The organism is Algoriphagus sp. AGSA1, assembly GCF_021390545.1.
In the GTDB taxonomy this organism is placed as follows: Bacteria; Bacteroidota; Bacteroidia; order Cytophagales; family Cyclobacteriaceae; genus Algoriphagus.
On sequence record NZ_JAJUWR010000017.1, the window covers coordinates 104077 to 123296 of the forward strand.

The window sequence follows — 19220 nt, forward strand, 5'->3', positions numbered from 1 at the left end:
GACTAGATCACTTTGGTTTTGCCAGGAATAGCATGTGGGTAATAACCGTCGTCACCAGGCAACACTTTAGGCATGGCATCCCAGGCCAAAGTCTCAGGCATCAGGTCAATCTGGCCATTCAGAGCTTCGTCCCACGTCAATGGCTTGCCTGAATACGTGGCATACCTGCCCATGATTGCTGTCATGGTACTTTTAGCGGCATTTTCGGCATCAGCATACTTGTATTCTCCATTGACTATAGCTTCCCAAAGCAGGTCGTGTTCTACCTGGTAAGGATTCGGCTGGTTTTTGCGGTCATGATCATAGAGCATATTTCCTTTCCAGTCTTTTAGGATACCGTGGTTACCCGCACTTAAGAAAGCGGTTCCCTTGGTTCCCTGGAAGCTTTCATCCACTCTGTTCTGCGCACCGGGGAAGTGACGGCATTCGCTGTGAATCACAGATCCATCTTCATAGGTGAAGGTTAAGACGTGATGGTCATAAATCTCCCCATGTTCTTTTCCCGTTCTCACCAGGCGTCCTCCAGTTCCTTCAGCTTTCACCGGATAGCCTTTTTTTACCCAGTTTGCAATATCGATGTTGTGGACGTGTTGCTCATTAATATGGTCTCCACATAGCCAGTTGAAGTAGTACCAGTTGCGCATTTGATACTCCATCTCTGTCTGGCCTGGCTGGCGCTCCCGTACCCATACGCCCCCATCATTCCAATATACCTGGCCATTTATGATGTCCCCTATCTCTCCGTCATGGATACGCTTGATGGTTTCTATGTAGTTTGGCTGGTAATGTCTCTGAAGGCCTACGACCACATTCAGCTTTTTCGCCTTCGCTTCCTCAGCGGCTTTCAGCACTTTTCTGATACCGGCGGCGTCCACGGCTACAGGTTTTTCCATAAACACCTGCTTGCCCTGCTTCACCGCTTCTTCGAAATGCATAGGACGGAAACCTGGAGGTGTAGCCAATATGACCACATCAGCAGCTGCAATCGCTTGCTTGTACCCGTCAAAACCGATAAACTTCATTTCTTCCGAAACTGCGATTTTCTCCGCACCATATTTTCCTGAGAGGGCATCGTAGCTATTGTCCAGGCGATCGCGAAACGCATCTACCATGGCTACCAGTTTGATGTTGTGGCCTGTTTCAAATGCTTGGAAAGCAGCACCGGTTCCACGGCCACCACAGCCTATCAGTGCAAGTTTCAGTTCATTTGCAGGAGCAGCATAGGCACCTGGTAATACAAATGGGGAGGTGATCAGTCCGCCTGTGACCAGTGCGGAGGTTTTGATAAAATCCCGGCGGGAGTTTTCGAGTTTCATATATATGGTTATTTAAGGTTTAATAATCGGTAATGGGTTTAGTCTGGTAATAGGCTAAAATCTCCTCCTTACTTGGTGGGTTTAAAGGACGCACCAGCCTCATGCCCAAAAATGGAGCTTCAGGAAACCACCATTGGCTTTTTGGTATTTGAGGATCTATTCTCTTCCAGTCGGCGGAACTTACAAATCGTTTTGCAGAGCTTATTTCTACTCCTGGAGTATCATAGCTGCCCCCTCTTACCACTCTAGGGTATAGCTTAGAAGCAGGGTTCACAGGGTTTTCTTTTGGAGAACTGGCGTAAAACCCCGGATCATATAGATCGGAAGTCCATTCCAGTACGTTGCCATAGATATCGTAAAGCCCCCAAGGGTTTGGTTTCTTTTTGCCAATAGGTTGGGTAGATTCTCCTGAATTTTCTTTTATCCAGGCATATTCAGTGAGCTGCTCTGGACTATCCCCAAAGAAATACTCTGTATCAGTACCTGCCCGGGCAGCATATTCCCACTCTGCTTCTGTAGGAAGTCTATAGAAAACCCCTGTTTTCAGGTATAGCCAGTGACAGTACTGTATAGCCCCATACTGTGTCATTCCTATGGCCGGTTTGTTTTCCTTCCCCATGCCAAATGTCATATCCAAGTAAGGAATACTTGGTCGGGATAGACCATCCACTACTTCTCCTAGAGGTCCCTCTGAAATTGCCAATTCATAATTCTTATCCAAAAACATTTCAAATGAGTCCCAGGTCACTTCGTGCGTGCCCATCCAAAATGCGTCGATTTTCACTTCGTGCTTGGGCTTGGTATCCTCCTCCAGATCTGAGCCCATGCGAAATGAACCTGCGGGGATAGGTACCATCCCGAATGAAACGGCTGTTCCAGGGATATTTTGGGTATAGGCTTCAAAAGCAAGATCTTTGCTGGAATCAAAGCTGGTGAGCATAAGCAAACCCGCAGCTATATACTTCAAGGTCATAGGTAATATAGAGGTTTATTGTAAATCGTCAATATAGTTCGAACTTTTAATTTTCTGCTAATCTTTTTGATGATTGGACAGAGTATAATTTAACTTGGTGATCCTGGGAAAAGATGTAAATCCTGTCCTTAACAGAGGATATTTTACGCACTTTATCTGTTTTATTTAGACCTGTGATTGCTTTTGGGGCATGTGTGAACCCACCCTGTCCATCCCCTAGAAGTACGACACCATGGTTTGCATCATATTTTCCAAAGTACAGCTTGCCATAATCAATGTTTCCTCCCATTATTACATCCAAATGGCCATCTCCATTGATATCTACTGCCTCAACGGCATAAACAGGAGAAACTTGGGCTTGGATGGGCAGAGGTTTGGGTTTGAATTTACCTTCTTTATTTCTCACAAAATAAGTAGTCTCTAAATTGGTAATAGGGATACTCTGAGCCCCATTCCGCTCTGCGGTAGTAAACAGCTCATCCATGGTTACATTAGCAAAGGACTTAAAGTCCAGATATCTCCTTTTTAGAAAATTAACCTGACCCAGAATCTCGTCCCGGCTGGCCGCAGGGTATTTTTTACCTTGAATATAATATCCCAGAAAGGCATCCATTGACCCATTAGAATCAAAATCTTTATAAAGTATCTCTGCAGGCTGGGCGCTACTGGCTTTGATTTGGGAATTCAAGCCTAGATTGCCAGCCATCAGTTCTACGTGCCCGTCGCCATCCCAATCAGCTACATGTAGATCATTCCACAGCCCATATTCATGAGTATCAAAAAAGCGAAGAGTAGCCTCACTCCATTGCCCCATCTCATAAGCAAAGATCTGGATAGGCATAGCCTCGCCTACCACAACCAACTCTGGAGTACCGTCATTATCCAAGTCATATACAGCAGAGTCTGTCAACATCCCCAGATTAACCAGCGTTGGGGCAAGTTCCTTGGTCCGATCTGAAAAGTTGCCCATACCATCATTGATCAGGATTCTACCTCCTGGAGAAGTTGGAAATTGCCCGGGATTGACCCTGCCACCTACAAATAAATCAAGGTGTCCATCAAAGTTAAAATCTCCCGAAACCACTGTCCCGGTAGGGAAATTCCCAGATGGGACAGCCCCCTCCTTCAAGGAAAAATTTCCCTTTCCATCATTTAAATATAAACGATCTGCAAGGACCTCCTCTCCCAGGTTAAAATCATAAACACCACCACTGGCCACATAGAGATCCACATGCCCATCCCCATTGGCGTCAAAAGCCAATGCATCTGTGTCCTCAGAAAGCCGCGCAGATAGAAAAGCTGTAGAATCCGGTCTGGAAAAGTTGTTTTTAGAATCCTGAAACCGAATAGTGGCACTTACACCGGCTCCGGAACCCAGAAAAAGATCCATCCTGCCGTTACCGTTAAAGTCTGCCAAGACCATCGCTTTTCCATTTCCTGAGATAGGGTTGATCAAAAGCGGTTGTCGTTTGTAATCATTTATGGATCGAGGGGCACTATTCCTCACAGTTGCCAATTCTGCCAGATATGGTGTGGAAGATGCTGGTTTCCTATCGGTATTGACAGTACTTTCCTTCTGGTCTAGCCGTAGCAACTGATTTGCGGGCAAGTCGTAAGTTTTACTGATTTGTCCACCTGGCCAGAGTACTGTCAAGGAATCTATCCGCTCATGGCTTCCTATCCCAAAATGGAGGATCGGGGAAATTGATGATTGATATCCTCTGTAGGGATTCTGCTCCAGTACTTGCTGGCTTCCAGCAATGTTCAGGATAACTTTTGCTCCCAAGGCGGCTGTGTTTTGATTTTGGCCTTGAAGCTGCACTTTTAGATAATTCGAACTGTCAGACTGAGATGAAAGATTTTCATAGATAAATGCTGGGGAATTAATATTGTTGACAATCAGATCAAGGTCACCATCATTATCCAGATCACTATAGGCCGCACCATTGCTATTTGCAGGGTGATCAATTCCCCAGGAAGCTGTCATGCTTTTGAACGTTAGATCTTTGTTGTTTTGGAAAATGTAGTTGGTGAGGTTAGAAGAAGGCATGTTCTTCACCATATTCAGTAGGTCCTCACGCTTGAGTTTGCCACCTGAAGTTCGCACGTAATTGTCCATATATTTCAAAAAGTCCTGATTGTTGTAATCTCTCAGGTAGCCGTTGGTGATAAAGAGGTCTTTCCAGCCGTCATTGTCAAAATCCGCAAAAAGTGATGCCCAGCTCCAATCCGTATTGGAAACGCCTGCCAACTGGCCGATCTCCTGAAATGTACCGTCTCCGGAATTTACATGCAGCATGTTTCGCATGTATTGGTGATGAAAACCTCTTGCTACATTCAGTTCAAACAGTTCGAAATTATCAGGGGCAAGCAGGAGTTTCTGTCTTTCATTGCCTTCAGGAAGCATATCCAGGGTGAAAATATCCGGTAAGCCATCATTGTTGTAATCCGCAATATCATTTCCCATGGAAAAATGGGAGGTATGTCCCATGCGCTCATGGATTTCATCTCTGAAAGTGCCGTCTTTCTGATTGATATAGAGGTAATCCGGCATGGAGTAGTCATTGCCGATGTATATATCTGGCCAGCCATCTTGATTGATATCTGCCACGGCTATTCCCAACCCATAAGAAAGGCTAGAGCTGGAAATACCTGCCTGTTGTGTTATCTCCACAAATTTTCCATTCCGGTTCTCGAAGAGCTGTGAGCCGGCTTCGTGCTTTTGGGCTAGTAAGGCTTGGGTCAAATTCACATCCTGATTCTGTATGGATTGGGTATTATGGTTGAGTAAAAAAAGATCCAGGTCTCCATCCAGGTCAAAGTCAAAAAAACTCGCTGAAGTAGAGGGAGCACTGGAATCTATGCCATATTCGGCAGCCATTTCTTTAAATAACGGGATTCCGTTTTCATCATTTCCCTGATTTACAAAAAGCTCATTCCTACGCTTTTCTGAGGGCATATTACCGGAATAACAGAGGTAGATGTCCAATCTATTATCCCCGTTGATATCGACAAAGACCACTCCGGTCTTCCAGGGGCCAACTCTGCCAGTTACCCCTGAGCGTTCTGCCGTTTCTTTGAACTTTAATTTACCTTCATTGATATACAGTTGGTTTCCGCTGACATTGGCGGAGAAATAGATGTCATCCAATCCATCACCATTCAGGTCACCTACCGCTACACCACCACCATTGTATAGGTACTCATACATGAGTACATTGAGATTGAGGGTTTCTTCTATTCTATTGGAAAAAGTGATGCCCGTTTGCTCTGGGGTCAAAAGCGAAAAGAGGTTCGGAGTAGAGGATACCGAAGTACGTTCTGCTTGGCCTGAATTGTCTGATTTGGAACAAGACATCAGCCAAAAGCCAAGTGCAAATGCGGCGAGGAAGGTTCTTTGTATCATGATTTAAAATAAGCTAAGCCACCCCGGATGGAGTGGCTTAGTTTAAAAATAATAGATTTCGATTTTATTCTATACCAGGATTCTGGATAAGATTCGCATTTCTGTTGATCTCATCTCTGTGAATCGGTACATAATACATTTTATCCAGCCAAGTTCTGTTTTCCTTTCCCGGGTCAATTGGCTGTACCTTATACACATAATTGTAAATCTCCGGATCATATCGATAGGTAGATAGTGTCTGTCCCGGCTTCAGCGTACCGGTAATATTGATGATATCCGCTTTACGGCCTAAGGTTTCCTCGGCGATCATCCAACGGCGTGCATCATGATATCGCTGCTCTTCATAAGCCATCTCTATTCTTCTCTCATTTCTATAGCGCGCTACCAATGCCTCCCCTGTGTCAGTGATAGCCGGCTGTCCCACTCTGAATCTGATCTGGTTCAACCAGTTTCGAGCCTCGTCTTCCTGCCCTAATTCAAGTGATGCTTCCACATAATTCAACACCACTTCAGTAAATCGGATAATAGGCCATGGTACTTCCTGCCAGGTATTTTGATCTACGATGGCTGGATCCGGATCAATGAATTTTCTCACATAATAGCCGGTATAGCTTCCATTCCAATCCTCGATGGGGCTGTTTCTGGTATCCAGTCCGAAATGAGTTTCCTTCGCCCCAGAGGAAGTAGTTACTTCATAAGTTCCTGTTTGAATCTGTCCGAGTGGATCTCTTGGCTGGTTGGCAGTAGCTCTTGGTTTCCATTGTGCCCCATCATAGAGAATGGAAGCATAGAAGCGTGCATCTCTATTTTCATAGGGAGCGGAAGCATGGGCAGAATTTGACCAGTCAAATTCGGTTCCGTCCATCATTTCATAGTCATCTACCAACAATTGTACAGGACTGTTTCCCGCCCAGTTATTATAGCCATTTGGGCCATTATATAAACCTTGACGTCCCCCGTTTTCCTGCTTCATATTGATAAAGTATCTAGCTAGAATTAACTCCTGTTCTCCTCCATTTCTGGAAAGTGAATTATTAATATAGTTTTGAATACCTTCCTCGTGTGGTACAGGTTCAGATAGACCGTACAGATTACCACTGGTTTTATCAAGCACCGCTTTGGCCGCAGCCTGCGCTTTTTGCCATCTTTCGTTCCTATTTCCCCCAGTGTAAGCCACCAAATCCAAATCGCTGTAACTAGCCAAAGTAGGAGAGTTAGCCGTAGCGGTAGGCCCATCGTGCAGGTCACTGGCTGCATAAAGAAGAACCCTTGATTTCAGGGCCAAAGCAGCCAATTCACTTGCTCTTCCTTCGCCCATACTTTTGCCTGCCAACAAGGTAGCAGCCTCATCCAAATCGGCGATAATGAAATTAACCGTTTCTTCCCACGTAGCTCTAGGCTGCTCGTAAGTGTCCTCCCCAAGACCATAAGGTCTGTCAACCAATGGAACTCCACCAAAATACCTTGCTAACTGATGGTAATAGTAAGCCCTCATGAACTTTGCTTCTCCTAATAATCTATCTGCAATACCTCCTTCATTTGAAAATTGGGGTTCAGATAGCTCTTCAATTGCGATGTTAGCCCGTCTAATATAGCTATACATATTGCCCCAGCTATATGTGCCATTTACCCATCCTAAATCAGCCGAGTTAACTCTAGCTTCGGTTACTGTGGTAATACCACGTCCTGGGTGGGTGAAAATTGCTTCATCAGTTAAGGACGCCAGCATTTGTTCATCAAATCCTCCATTACCAAATCCCTGATATATGCCAGTTACAAATGCTTCTGCCAAAGCTGGATCAGTCCATACTGCTGATTCTGACACTTCGCCAAGTGGGTCAGTGTTCAAGAAGTCGCTGTTACAGCTGGCTATGGTCAAGCTGGCTGCGAATGCTATTGTTAAGTATTTTATATTTCTTTTCATTGGTTCAGCTTAATTAAAATGAAACAGAAAGACCAGTGTTGATCACCCGTGCCTGAGGATAATATTGTCCAAGTGAATTATCCGATTCTGGATCATACACTTTGTTCTTGCTCAATGTGATCAGATTCAATCCATTTAGATAGAAACGGGCATTTCTAACCCCGATTTTCTCAGTGAGATGTGCGGGGATATTGTAACCAAGCTCCACATTCTTTAGTCTTACGTAATCAGAACTTCTAAACCAGTAGGTATTATTACTTGACCAGTATTGGTCAGATCGGTTAGCAAGTCTCGGATCAGTACTGCTTGGGTTATCAATCGTCCATCTGTTGTCATAAATATCGGATAGGTAATTACCGATATTTCCAGATTCACCTGCACTGATAAATTGTCTGGCCCCAGCAGCACCTTGTATTAAAACTGTAAGATCAAAACCTTTCCAATTTGCTGTTAAATTAACACCTCCTTGAAAAAGCGGAATGTTGTTATTATCCATACGCACCCTGTCGTCAGGTGTGATTTTACCATCTCCATCGTAATCCCTGTACTTCATATCACCTGGGCGCAGGTTATTTGTGATGGCAGAATAATCTAGGGTCTCTGCATCAATTTCCTGCTGGTCCCGGAATACTCCATCATACTGGTACACCAAGTTCGTATTCATTGGTTTGCCAGTTGACATCTGCCATTCAGGGGCCCCAGGAGACTCGTCCCAGAACAAAATACTATTTTTGGCATAGCCTCCGTTTACACTGGCGGAATACTGGAACTCTCCTTTGCCTCCTCTTACACCTAAGTTTAAGTCAAAACCTTTATTCTCCACTTCTCCTATATTTTCTGCAGGCAAGGTGAGACCCGTGGACTGAGGTACGGAAGCATTTTTTCTCCAAAGAATATTAGTACGCTTGTTATAAAACAAATCAAACTCGAAGAACAGCTTTCCTTGAAGGAACTGACCCTCAAAGCCTAAATTAGAGTTATTGGCGATTTCCCAAGTAATTGAGGTATTAGGCACTCTAGTTTCGAAAAGTGTTTTGGTCTCAATGCCATCAATTATATAAGAACTGAAGCCATACGTGGACAAGAATTGATACTCTTGAAGATTTCCGTCAAAGTAGATCTGATCATTACCCAGCTGTCCCCAAGAACCTCTGATTTTGAAGAAATCAAATGTCTTGCCCAAGGAATTTTTCCAGAAGTTCTCTTCAGAAACTACCCAGCCTAGCATAATACCTGGAAAGAAACCAAATCTAGTCTCCTCAGGAAAAATATAGGAACCGTCGTTTCTCCATAGAAATTCTGCCAAATACTTCTCTTTGTAGTTATAGGCTACTCTACCGAAATAATTCAAGCGTGCTCTTTCATAAGCCCCACCTCCGTTATTTCTTTCTAAATCACCTCCAGCAAACATCTGGTCAATAGCAGTTGAGATAAAGTACCTTCTGAAGGCATTAAAATTATTACTTTCTATGGTTTCTCTGTTCACACCAGCAACCACATTCAGTGTATGGACATCGTTAAATGTCTTGTCATAATTTAAAACACCTCCTAAAAGGATGTTTAATGTTTGTGTTGTTCCTTCAGACAGACTTGGATCAGCTGGGCCTCTTTTACTTGGTACCAATACCGGGGTCACTCCATCTTCTTCGAAGCCACTGCCTCTCTCATACAGTGTCCATGGGATTTGCCAGTTTTTTGTAGCTTGGATATACTTATCAATAGCTGCTGTACCTGTAAATTTCAACCCTTCTACACTTGGAATCTTAATTTCAATATTACCGGTGGTCTGGATATAGTCTCTTTTATCATTGTTATAGCCTGTCTGATCTGTGGTGATTACGACAGGATTCTCTCCATTTTCAATATCTGGACCCGGTAGCCCATTTGGCCAATAAGCAGGCTGGTTTGGCTTACCTCTCATCTGCATACGGAAAATAGCCCCTGCTCCTCTAGTAGGAAAAGTTCTAACTTCTTCTCTAGCCAGAATACCCAATCCTACTTTTATATACTTGTTCACATTTGCATCCACATTAATCCGCAGGTCATACTGTTTGTAGCCCGTTGCGGAGTTTTTATAATATCCGTCTTGATTTTGATAACCCAAGGATGTCAAGTATTTCACATTTTCGCTACCGCCTACCAGCTGTAAATTGTACATACTCTGGGGAGACCAGTTTTTTAGTGTTTCTCCATACCAGTCCGTATCAGGATAGTTCCATGGATCGGATCCATTTCTGTACAGTTCTATCTCATCAGGGCTGTAGGGAGCTGTTCTCACCTGACCATCTGGCCTAGTATATTGTCCATTTACTTTATAGGCCTCGTTGGCTGCAGCCCACTCTGAGGTAGGAAGTTCATAGATATTTATTTCATTAAGCGCATTGGCATACTCAGCTGCGTTTGCCAAGGCTGGTATTATTGCCGGTTGGGCAAAACCCTGATTCACTTGAAAAGTCAGTTCTGGGGCTCCTGTCGCACCTCGTTTTGTAGTCACAAGTATTACACCGTTTGCCGCCCTTGATCCATAGATAGCCGCCGAAGCATCCTTCAATACGGAGATATTTTCAATATCATTTGGATTTAAACGTTCCAGGCCACCGGCTCTTGCCGGAATTCCATCGATTACCACCAAGGCATCGTTATTCCCTAAGGTATTGGAACCACGGATACGGATACTGGACCCATCATAACCAGGTTCGCCACCTCTGTTTACAGCCACTACACCCGCCATACGGCCGGCAATAGAGTTGGACAGGTTCATGGCAGGGGACTTGGTCAGCTCCTTACCTTTCACCGTGGCAACTGAACCCGTGATCGTCTCTTTCTTCTGCTCACCATATCCGACGACGATTACCTCTTCGAGGGATTTTGTGTCAGGAACCAGCGTGAGTTCAAACATTGAACGATCACCTACGGGTACCTCCATCTGGGTAAAACCAATAAATGATAATACCAGAATATCAGAAGGCCCGGAAATACTTAAGGTGAATTTACCATCTATGTCTGTGACGGTTCCATTTGTGGTGCCTTTCACAAGTACGGAGGCACCAGGAAGAGGCAGATTGTCCTCTCCTGAAATGACCACACCAGACACCTCCCGGGTCTGTGTGAATGCGGTGCTAATCAGTCCTAGACAAAAGAGTATTGTCATGCTGAATAGCCTTAAATGAGTAAAGTTTCTCATTGGCATAGGGGTTTACTATTAATTAATAAAATTTAACAATCTAATGTCCTCCGTTGCTTTTGCAAAACCAAACTGTTTTTTACCAAATATTGACTGAATTTTGATGCAAATGCCCTACAACTAACTTCCTAGCCTTTTATAATTGTATTATTCAAAGAAGTTTTGAATATATCAAAGATTTACAAAATAATATTTTGTGGGAAAAATCTCTATAAAATCGCTCTTCAGAGGCTTTTCAAACGATTGTTATAGCCGATTGACCACTGCTTTTTTAGGAATTTTCAAAGACCACATTCCTCTCAGATCCCCAACCTCAAAATCCCTTGCCAAATCTCCGGGATATAAAGAATCCACCTTTTCTAAAACCGCTTTATCAATCTGGGTTTCTGGATTACCGTGACAATTCAGACAAAACTCTGAGGGGATAATAATCGCTTTGGTATAAAGCAACGTATCTCCATTATTGATTTTCTGGATATTTGGCTCGCTGACTATTCCATTCTCCGCATTGTATTGGTAAGCTTCCAAAATCTGGCTTTCCGGTTCGTTTGGTAGATTATTCTGGTTTCTGGCGCGAAAGGAGGTACGTCTTATCGAGATTTTATAGCGGTCACTCACTGCCTTTGTTATAGAGGCGGCGTTCACACTACAAAAATCCAATGCTCCCGTAAACCCACTTTCTTCCACAGCCTGATGCAAGTTGGACATAAGCTGTTGCTGCGCTTCAGTGCTAATGGAGTCTCCCCAGACCATAGCCTCTTGTATAATCTGGGCTTCAGAAAGTCTTTTGGCCTCCATAGAACTGTTTACTTTATCAAACACCTCCTTGGATACCCGCTCTTGAGGCCCGCAAGCCATTAAAAGAAAGTATGAAATCAAAATATAGACGAAGTGCTTCATAAGGCTGCGTGTTTAAGAATAGATAAAATTACGAATCATAGCTTGAATTCCCCCGAAGTTTCTAAATCCATACCTGGTAACACATAGAAGGAGACAGAAGAACTGATCACTGAGGCTGTTGTCCGGTACTTGATGCCAGGGCATGAGATTTTCAGACTGCGGCTCTAAGTAAATGAGATGATAAGCAGCCCTTTCAGCCCTTTAATTATTCTACACAGCTAGTACATAGAGTAGCCGTGTCCTTTGCGGGATCTTCGTGTCCTTTGTGGTTAAAGAAACTCCGCTACTGGCAGAAATCCGTATATTCATATTCTTTAATTTAATTGTACCTATGCAAAAAGTTCATGGTCTGTTTTTAATCGGGATGCTGTTTAGCACACAGCTTTTTCCCCAAACCTGGACCAGAATGCAAAGCTGGGGACTGGATCTGGAAGGGATCACTTGGGTGGATGAAAATCTGGGCTTTGCGGTAGGAGAAAACCTTATTATCCGTACTCGTGATGGAGGGATCACCTGGGAAGAACTTCCTGTAAGTTTTGAGGGAAGGCTGCTGGACCTGGTCTTTTATGATGAGACCACAGGAGTGGCCGTGGGTGAAAATGGCTTGATTCTCAAAACCCAGGATTCAGGAAATACATGGAACCAAATTTCTTCGGGGAGTACCCAGGCTTTAACTAGCCTAACAATAGTCTCTGAAAGTAAACTAGTGGCCATCTCAGACGGGGGGCAAATCTTAAGTTCCACCTCTAAAGGAGATTCTTGGACCAAAATCCTGTCCGGCTCTACCCAAAGTTTAAATGATATAAGGTTTATTAATTCTGATACTGCCTATATAGTAGGTAATCAAGGGATAATCCTGAGAAGCTACGATGGAGGTGATCAATGGAACCCTTTGAATTCAGGATTGTCGGCTGATCTTAATGGGGTGGCTTTTTCCACCACGCTGATTGGCTATGCGGTAGGTGACGGAGGGATTATATTAAAAACTATCGACGGAGGGGAAAACTGGACGACGCAGACTTCCCAAGTGACCACAAATTTACAAAAAGTCGCCGTTAGTCCCCTGGACATCCGCATCATTACGGTGGTGGGTGAAGCGGCTACGGCTCTTAGATCTACTAATTCCGGGGCTTCTTTTGGTAAAGCCAATCTGGGTGCCACCAACACCAGAAACCTCAAAGCTTTGGCATTTAAGCCATCAAGTAACCTGGTATTCGGCGTAGGTCAGGATGGTTACCTTATTTCCTCCACCAATGCCGGCAGCAGCTATAGTCTGCGAATGGCGGGAATCCGCAATGATTTTACAGGAACCGACTTCAAATCAGACCGGGCCGGACATATCACGGGACAGCGTGGGGCAGATTACGTGACAAGTAATGGAGCGACTAGTCTGGTGTACAGGCCAGTTCCCGAAGGCATTGACATAGTAAGTATGGGATTCTGGAGCACATCTTTTGGATATGTGGGAGCTGCTTCCGGTAAAATCTACAGAACCGGCAACAGCGGATCTTCCTGGGTACCAGTTCCGGTGCAGACCTCTGAGACTATTACCGGGTTTTATCTTTTTGCGACATCTGTGCTCTACGTTACCGGCACAAATGGATTTATCGCCAGATCATCGGATTCCGGCGCAACCTGGGATGCGGCGGGGATACAATCAAATACCTCTGAGAATCTTCGGGACATCACATTCTTTGATTACCAGGTGGGATTTGCCGTAGGAGACAAGGGGCAGATCAGCTGGAACAGTGGTGGGGATACGTGGGAAAATCTACCAAAGTTGACTACAGAAAACCTGAATTCTTTGGCAAAGATTGACTCCAGCACCGCGATCATCGTAGGTGATGCTGGAGTTTTGCTCAAGTCTGAAAACAAGGCAAAAACCTGGAGAAAAATCGACATCCCATTTACTGAAAACCTCACTTCTGTGGATTTTTGGGATGAAAACATTGGATTTGTGTCTGGAGATTATGGCCTTGTACTGCAGACGAAGGACGGAGGAGAATCCTGGATAAGGATACCAAGTGGAACCACAAGGAACCTTACCGACATAAGTGTGGCATCACCTACAGTAGCTTTTGCTGTAGGTGATGATGGTACAATTTTGAGGTATGAATGTGTACCGCCTACCGAGCTCAGTGAAATTACGGGGGAAAACCAACTTTGCCTTACCATAGGCCAATATTCCGTTGCTGATGAAGCGCTCCCTGGAGAAGTGTTCGTGTGGAGAGCTGATGGTGGGGAAATTGTTTCCGGCCAGGGAACCAATGAAATCGAAGTACTGTGGAAGTCACCCGGAAGAAACGGGCTGTATGTGAGTAGGGAGAACTTCTGTGGAAATGGTAGAACTTCAGCGATGGAGGTACTGGTATCATCACTTCCGGCGGGCAATAGTCCAATTGAAGGGAATGGTACCGTTTGTCTGGAAGAAACGGAAATCTATTCACTGCCGGATTCAGCGGGGGTAAGCTATACTTGGGAGATAAATGGAGGCGAGGTTGTCCAAGGGCAAGGGACTTCCCTGGTTCAGGTAAGATGGGGTACTGCGGGCAGCCAAGTAATACGGGTGGTTCAGGAAAATGCCTGTGGCAAAGCTGATCCGATTACAAAGGCGATTACAGTCAATATGCCTCCTGGACAACCGGGAGAAATAGCAGGCCCAAATCAAACCGGTCTTTGGGAAACAGTATATGAAATCCCGGCTCAGGAAAATATAAACTTCAGATGGGCTATAGCAGACGCTGGAGGGATTATACTGAAGGGACAAGGCTCGGAAAAAGTAACAGTCCAGTGGCAAAAAGAAGGGGATTTCCAACTAAGCGTCACGCCCGAAAATGCATGCAATGAAGGCACAGCTCGCACTCTTGATGTTAATGTCAATGTGATCACTGCCCTGCCGGAAAAAGAAGATCTGAATGTCCGGGTTTTTCCTAACCCTTCTTCCGGAACGCTAACTATAGAGATAGGTAATGCCAATTATAAAAGCCTTCGGGTGATCAATTCATTTGGACAGCTGATCCAAGCAATAGGCATATCCTCTGGAACCAAGGAAATCAGGCTTGAACATTTACCGAAAGGGATGATTTTGCTACAGTTCAATACAGGATCGAATCTGATGCTGCGAAAGGTGATTGTGAATTAAGCGGGCTCTAAATAGGGCATGCTGAAAAACGCCATTAATAATCAAAAGCTATCATTTTGAATAATTAGCCCATTTTTCATGCGAGCTGTTTTTCAGCAAGTACAAGTTTTTTGACGACAATAGGTCTTTCTCCATACACCAGAAAATCCCAAAATCGGGATTTTCTGAGCTAGCCCTAAACAGCTTCATTTAAGAAAACAGGGCATGGGCCTAGTTTTTTGAAATCAGTGAAAAAGGTTATCCATTTTCTTAGGATAGCATTGCTGAAAAAGTGACAAGCCTTATACTTATGCAACAGTATTGCGTCTATATCTCAAAGAATCTCCTTCCAGGAAGGTGTGGTTATTCCTATTTCAAAGCAAACACCCCTCCTTGGGAAGAGCCGAGGGAAATTGAGAATGGTGGTATGCAGGAAATAGGACTATTGTCATAGTGCAGTTTATAACACTACACATGATCTGGATTTTCACTATTACATAGAGTTTGAGGTAGATGGGGTTTATGCCGGCTGTATTGCTTGAATCCGGAGAAAACGATGCATTCGAAAAACTGTTGGAAAAAGAGCTTTCCTGTTATTGGGTACGGACACCGGAGGCAGGAGCCCGTACCCCCCGGTGAAATACACATTTACTCTCTGATTTCTCTATGAGCGATTACGATTAAAATAGTATATTTATACTCATAGTACCCATTGTCCCGGTTTATTAAGTAAGGTGCCTTACGAATATACATCCCAGTGGAGGGAGTAAAACAATCCCAAAAAGAGCCCTTCATCCCCCGTATTGGCAATGAAGGGCTGGAACTGGCACGATGGATTCATAGTATGATGGTCAAACACAAAAACTTTCGATATGAAATCGAGCTTGTCGAAGGCGACACACAAAGGGATGATTATTTCCCGGGCGAGATTCCATCTGCCGGCAGGCAGGTGTGACCATTGAAAAACAATTATAAACACATGAAAAATAAAATCCTTTTCGTTGCCTGTCTCCTGACCGGACTGATGTTTATTAACTCAGGCCTCAACAAGTTTTTCAACTACATACCCATGCCGGACGATTTACCGCAGGAGGTAATGACCATGCTTGAGGCCATGATGACGATTACCTGGCTTATGCCACTCGTCGCAGTCTTTGAGATTATAGGAGGTGCGCTGCTTATTATTCCGAAATGGCGGGCATTGGGCATACTGATACTTGTCCCTTTGATGGTGGGAATCCTTGCGCACCATATCACTTTAGGTGATTACAGTCCTGTCCCGTTTGTGATGGCGGCGATCCTTATTTGGGCAGCTTTCGAAAACAGGGAAAGGTATTTGCCCATTGTCAAAAGCTAAGGATTAGCCTCATCCGCCTTGGTTGCCCTTGCGTAGGAGTCTTTTATAAGTCTTCCATAGCACAGACCCCTCTCTATTGGCATCTTTTTCAAATTCCCTTTCTTTATAGGAGATTTCATCAAGGTTGATCTTTCGACCGTGATACATGACGGACTTCTGTTCGGACTGGGTGAGTTGTCCGGAATGGTATTGACGCATGTGCATCAGCTCATGCATCAATACCACTCCCACATTTGGGCATCCTTTCCTTAACCTGATAAAATAGATATTGGGTTGTTGGTGACTGATCATTCCGTAAAAATCAGACCTATCCAAAAAACTCACCCGGATATAGGCATCCCGGATGTCATATTTTTCGCAAAACCAGTGGATAGGATCTTTCACGTCGTAGTAGGTGTGGTTTCTGATGTGAAGACCCCGGATGGTGTCATTGTTCTGAATATCAATTTGATATGGCAAAATAAAATTGGCCTGAACCGGCGTTGGCCTGATCACCAAAGCAAGTAAGAGGATAAGGATCAGATAGGTGTTACTGTGGACAAATAGTATGGTTTTCATCTGTTTGTTGTTGTTTTATCATGGTCATATAGCCTTTTCCGAAGTCAGTTCGGGAGAATCCCTGCCGGTAAGCGGGCTCGATTTCATGACAGCGTGTTTTACTTCAAATAAAAATGAGGATGAGGTAGTAAACCGACTTTTTAGCCCAATCAAAACACTGAGTCTTCATACAGTGGATTTGGAGGAGTAAATGCCATTTTCCGCTCGTCAGTGCTGTTTGTAGCGCAGATAGGTTGTTCGTCTAAAAAAGCAATCTTATAGCTACTTATTTGATAACTTTAAAGCAATGAAAGATCATCTTCAAGGCAATTTCACGAAGGATGTATGGCTTTTCCCTGTCAGACTACCTACATGGCTTAGACACAAGTCGCTTCGCCATCTATTGTTTTGGTCTGCACTGTTGGTTTACGAGGGGCTTATTTGGGGGATGGTAGATGGGGATTTTAACAGGAGGATCGTAACCTCTTTTATCGAATTGCCGATAAAAATGATGGCGACGTATTTTACCATTTATTTTCTCATCGACCGATTGTTGATGAAGAGGAAGTATTTGTGGTTTTTCAATACGCTTATTTTATCCATCCTTGGATTCGCCATTTTGATGAGGATGCAGGCTTACTACCTGATATACCCTGTCTATCTGCCGGAAGCTACCGAGGTCCCGCTATTTTACTTTCCCAAGATATTCATAGCCTTGGTCACCCTATATTCACTGGTGGCCATACTGGCTTCTTTTCACATGACCAAATTGTGGTTTCTTCATGAGCGGGCCACAAGGGAATTGCAGGAAATAGCACAAAAGCTTCAAAATGAAAAACTGGAAGCCGAGCTTAAAGTCCTAAAATCCCAGATCAACCCTCATTTTCTGTTCAATACCCTTAATAATCTGTATGTACTTACCCTGAAGCATTCAGACAAGGCTCCGGAAACTGTCTATAGGTTGTCAGAGTTGATGAACTATATGCTTTATGAAAGCAACCAACCAAAGGTATTCCTCGAAAAAGAAATCCAATACTTACAAAACTATATAGCGCTGGAAAAATTGAGATATAACCCTAATGTGGATATTGATCTCAATGTATATGGAGAAACGTCTGATATAGAGGTTGCCCCGCTATTGATTTTACCATTCGTAGAAAATGGGTTCAAACATGGACTGAACAAAGAAAGGGATAGTGGTTGGCTCACGGTGGATATCCAGGTCAAGGCAAATACGGTGATCATAAAAGTGGAAAACAGCAAGGAAATGGCGGGAACTAAAACACCCCACCTGCCTTCGGGAATAGGATTGGAAAACGTAAGGAGAAGACTGGATTTGATCTACCCCGGGCGACATGAACTTAAGATTTTTTCCGAAGAGCAAACCTTTTTGGTGGTACTGAAAATAGTCCTATCCGGTTCAGATAGGAAGAAAAAAAGAGAGAAATCATTGTCCGGCAAAAAGACTGTCTTATGAAATCGAGCCTGCCTACCGGACAAAATCAATTATAAAGATATGAAATGCATCGTAATAGATGATGAACCCTTGGCTCGTCAGCTGATTGAATCTTATATCGACAAGGTAGATGGCCTTCAGTTGGTCAGAAGCTGCTCCAGTGCCGTGGAAGCATTTGAAGTCATTCATCAAAGCCAGGTTGATTTACTTTTTCTTGATATAGAAATGCCCAAGGTATCGGGGTTGGATTTTTTAAGATCCTTGCGCAACCCGCCAAAGGTGATCCTTACCACTGCATATAGGGAATTTGCACTGGAAGCGTACGAACTGGATGTCATTGACTATTTGCTGAAACCGGTTTTGTTTGAACGCTTTCTCAAAAGCATCAGTAAAGTCTATGAAGTACATGCTGTCATCAAGAGGCCTGTAGATCGCCCGCCTCTTTCCGATACAGGTAAGGACGAGCCCTATCTGTATCTGAAGGAGGATAGGGAGATGGTAAAGGTGTTCTTGAAAGACATTATGTATATCGAAAGCATGAAGGACTATGTGAAAGTCAAGACGGTGGATGGGCAGATCGTAAGCTATCAACGGATTGGCTACCTGGAAGAAAAACTTCCGGATGATAGATTTGTTCGTGTTCATCGCTCTTTTATCATCGCTTTTTCATGGGTGTCCTCATATACTATGTATGGAGTGAAAGTAGGACGGCAGGAGATTCCCATAGGAAGGAATTATAAGCAATCTGTCCTCAAGACCCTCAATAAGAACAATGTGATGAAATAGCATGTGGGCTAGCATTTGGAGCGGTAGAAGATGGGGTGGCAGCCTCTAACTGAAAATCCCGGTTTTGCGATTTCCCGATGCAAGGACAAAGACCTATTGTCGTCAAAAAGCTTGCATTTGTTGAAAAACCGTTTGCATTCAAAATGACAGGTTTTAGTCTAGTAGGGACGTTTTTCAGCAGGCCCTATGCCACCTTCCCCCTTTTCATACACAACATTCCCTACAAATCCAAACCAAGCGCTGAACTTTCTTTTTTGTAA

At 44.0% G+C, this 19220-nt stretch carries 14 protein-coding genes; 7 read left to right on the forward strand and 7 right to left on the reverse strand.

The annotated features are described in order from the left end of the window. Positions 1 to 2: 2 nt before the first annotated feature. From LZF95_RS15015 to LZF95_RS15040, 6 genes are all read right to left on the reverse strand, one after another. Positions 3 to 1316: a Gfo/Idh/MocA family protein gene (locus LZF95_RS15015; protein WP_233755915.1), complete on the reverse strand. Its 1314-nt coding sequence runs from the start codon at positions 1314 to 1316 to the stop codon at positions 3 to 5. A 19-nt stretch (positions 1317 to 1335) separates the two neighbouring features. Further along, positions 1336 to 2289 (reverse strand): SUMF1/EgtB/PvdO family nonheme iron enzyme, encoded by a 954-nt coding sequence (locus LZF95_RS15020; RefSeq protein ID WP_233755916.1) that lies wholly within the window; start codon positions 2287 to 2289, stop codon positions 1336 to 1338. A gap of 46 nt (positions 2290 to 2335) precedes the next feature. Next, on the reverse strand, positions 2336 to 5695 hold the full coding sequence (locus LZF95_RS15025; RefSeq protein WP_233755917.1) for a VCBS repeat-containing protein: 3360 nt from the start codon (positions 5693 to 5695) through the stop codon (positions 2336 to 2338). A 64-nt stretch (positions 5696 to 5759) separates the two neighbouring features. Further along, a complete protein-coding gene (locus LZF95_RS15030) occupies positions 5760 to 7619 on the reverse strand; it encodes a RagB/SusD family nutrient uptake outer membrane protein (protein ID WP_233755918.1) in 1860 nt (619 codons plus the stop codon). 13 nt (positions 7620 to 7632) lie between these two features. Further along, positions 7633 to 10803 carry a TonB-dependent receptor gene (locus LZF95_RS15035; protein WP_233755919.1) on the reverse strand — a complete coding sequence of 1057 codons (3171 nt, stop codon included), beginning with the start codon at positions 10801 to 10803 and terminating at the stop codon, positions 7633 to 7635. A gap of 246 nt (positions 10804 to 11049) precedes the next feature. Next, positions 11050 to 11703, reverse strand: a complete 654-nt coding sequence (locus LZF95_RS15040; RefSeq protein WP_233755920.1) for a DUF3365 domain-containing protein — start codon at positions 11701 to 11703, stop codon at positions 11050 to 11052. Between the two features lie 331 nt (positions 11704 to 12034). Here LZF95_RS15040 and LZF95_RS15045 point away from each other — a divergent pair, with 331 nt between their 5' ends. From LZF95_RS15045 to LZF95_RS15060, 4 genes are all read left to right on the forward strand, one after another. After that, positions 12035 to 14845, forward strand: coding sequence for a YCF48-related protein (locus tag LZF95_RS15045; protein ID WP_233755921.1), 2811 nt, complete (start codon positions 12035 to 12037; stop codon positions 14843 to 14845). A 289-nt stretch (positions 14846 to 15134) separates the two neighbouring features. Further along, entirely contained in the window at positions 15135 to 15278 is a 144-nt protein-coding gene (locus tag LZF95_RS15050) for a hypothetical protein (protein WP_233755922.1), read from the forward strand. A gap of 303 nt (positions 15279 to 15581) precedes the next feature. Beyond that, positions 15582 to 15779 (forward strand): hypothetical protein, encoded by a 198-nt coding sequence (locus LZF95_RS15055; protein WP_233755923.1) that lies wholly within the window; start codon positions 15582 to 15584, stop codon positions 15777 to 15779. A gap of 24 nt (positions 15780 to 15803) precedes the next feature. Further along, positions 15804 to 16181: a DoxX family protein gene (locus LZF95_RS15060; protein ID WP_233755924.1), complete on the forward strand. Its 378-nt coding sequence runs from the start codon at positions 15804 to 15806 to the stop codon at positions 16179 to 16181. A 9-nt stretch (positions 16182 to 16190) separates the two neighbouring features. On the opposite strand, the gene LZF95_RS15065 is transcribed toward LZF95_RS15060, so the two are convergent. Beyond that, positions 16191 to 16739 (reverse strand): hypothetical protein, encoded by a 549-nt coding sequence (locus LZF95_RS15065; protein ID WP_233755925.1) that lies wholly within the window; start codon positions 16737 to 16739, stop codon positions 16191 to 16193. On the opposite strand from LZF95_RS15065, the gene LZF95_RS15070 reads away from it, so the two are divergent. The 3 genes from LZF95_RS15070 (at position 16729) to LZF95_RS15080 (ending at position 18960) form a co-directional block, all read left to right on the forward strand. After that, positions 16729 to 16929: a hypothetical protein gene (locus LZF95_RS15070; RefSeq protein WP_233755926.1), complete on the forward strand. Its 201-nt coding sequence runs from the start codon at positions 16729 to 16731 to the stop codon at positions 16927 to 16929. The genes LZF95_RS15065 and LZF95_RS15070 overlap by 11 nt on opposite strands. A gap of 96 nt (positions 16930 to 17025) precedes the next feature. Further along, complete coding sequence (locus tag LZF95_RS15075) at positions 17026 to 18195, forward strand: sensor histidine kinase (protein WP_233755927.1); 1170 nt, start codon at positions 17026 to 17028, stop codon at positions 18193 to 18195. A gap of 39 nt (positions 18196 to 18234) precedes the next feature. Beyond that, the gene (locus LZF95_RS15080) at positions 18235 to 18960 is read left to right on the forward strand and encodes a LytTR family DNA-binding domain-containing protein (RefSeq protein WP_233755928.1); all 726 of its coding nucleotides are present in this window, start codon (positions 18235 to 18237) and stop codon (positions 18958 to 18960) included. Positions 18961 to 19220: the final 260 nt, after the last annotated feature.

Excerpts from the sequence above, each read along its gene's own strand:
- LZF95_RS15015 (WP_233755915.1), bottom strand. The coding sequence starts at position 1,316 with ATGAAACTCGAAAACTCCCGCCGGGATTTTATCAAAACCTCCGCACTG.
- LZF95_RS15020 (WP_233755916.1), bottom strand. The coding sequence starts at position 2,289 with ATGACCTTGAAGTATATAGCTGCGGGTTTGCTTATGCTCACCAGCTTT.
- LZF95_RS15025 (WP_233755917.1), bottom strand. The coding sequence starts at position 5,695 with ATGATACAAAGAACCTTCCTCGCCGCATTTGCACTTGGCTTTTGGCTG.
- LZF95_RS15030 (WP_233755918.1), bottom strand. The coding sequence starts at position 7,619 with ATGAAAAGAAATATAAAATACTTAACAATAGCATTCGCAGCCAGCTTG.
- LZF95_RS15035 (WP_233755919.1), bottom strand. The coding sequence starts at position 10,803 with ATGAGAAACTTTACTCATTTAAGGCTATTCAGCATGACAATACTCTTT.
- LZF95_RS15040 (WP_233755920.1), bottom strand. The coding sequence starts at position 11,703 with ATGAAGCACTTCGTCTATATTTTGATTTCATACTTTCTTTTAATGGCT.
- LZF95_RS15045 (WP_233755921.1), top strand. The coding sequence starts at position 12,035 with ATGCAAAAAGTTCATGGTCTGTTTTTAATCGGGATGCTGTTTAGCACA.
- LZF95_RS15050 (WP_233755922.1), top strand. The coding sequence starts at position 15,135 with ATGCAACAGTATTGCGTCTATATCTCAAAGAATCTCCTTCCAGGAAGG.
- LZF95_RS15060 (WP_233755924.1), top strand. The coding sequence starts at position 15,804 with ATGAAAAATAAAATCCTTTTCGTTGCCTGTCTCCTGACCGGACTGATG.
- LZF95_RS15070 (WP_233755926.1), top strand. The coding sequence starts at position 16,729 with ATGGTTTTCATCTGTTTGTTGTTGTTTTATCATGGTCATATAGCCTTT.
- LZF95_RS15065 (WP_233755925.1), bottom strand. The coding sequence starts at position 16,739 with ATGAAAACCATACTATTTGTCCACAGTAACACCTATCTGATCCTTATC.
- LZF95_RS15075 (WP_233755927.1), top strand. The coding sequence starts at position 17,026 with ATGAAAGATCATCTTCAAGGCAATTTCACGAAGGATGTATGGCTTTTC.
- LZF95_RS15080 (WP_233755928.1), top strand. The coding sequence starts at position 18,235 with ATGAAATGCATCGTAATAGATGATGAACCCTTGGCTCGTCAGCTGATT.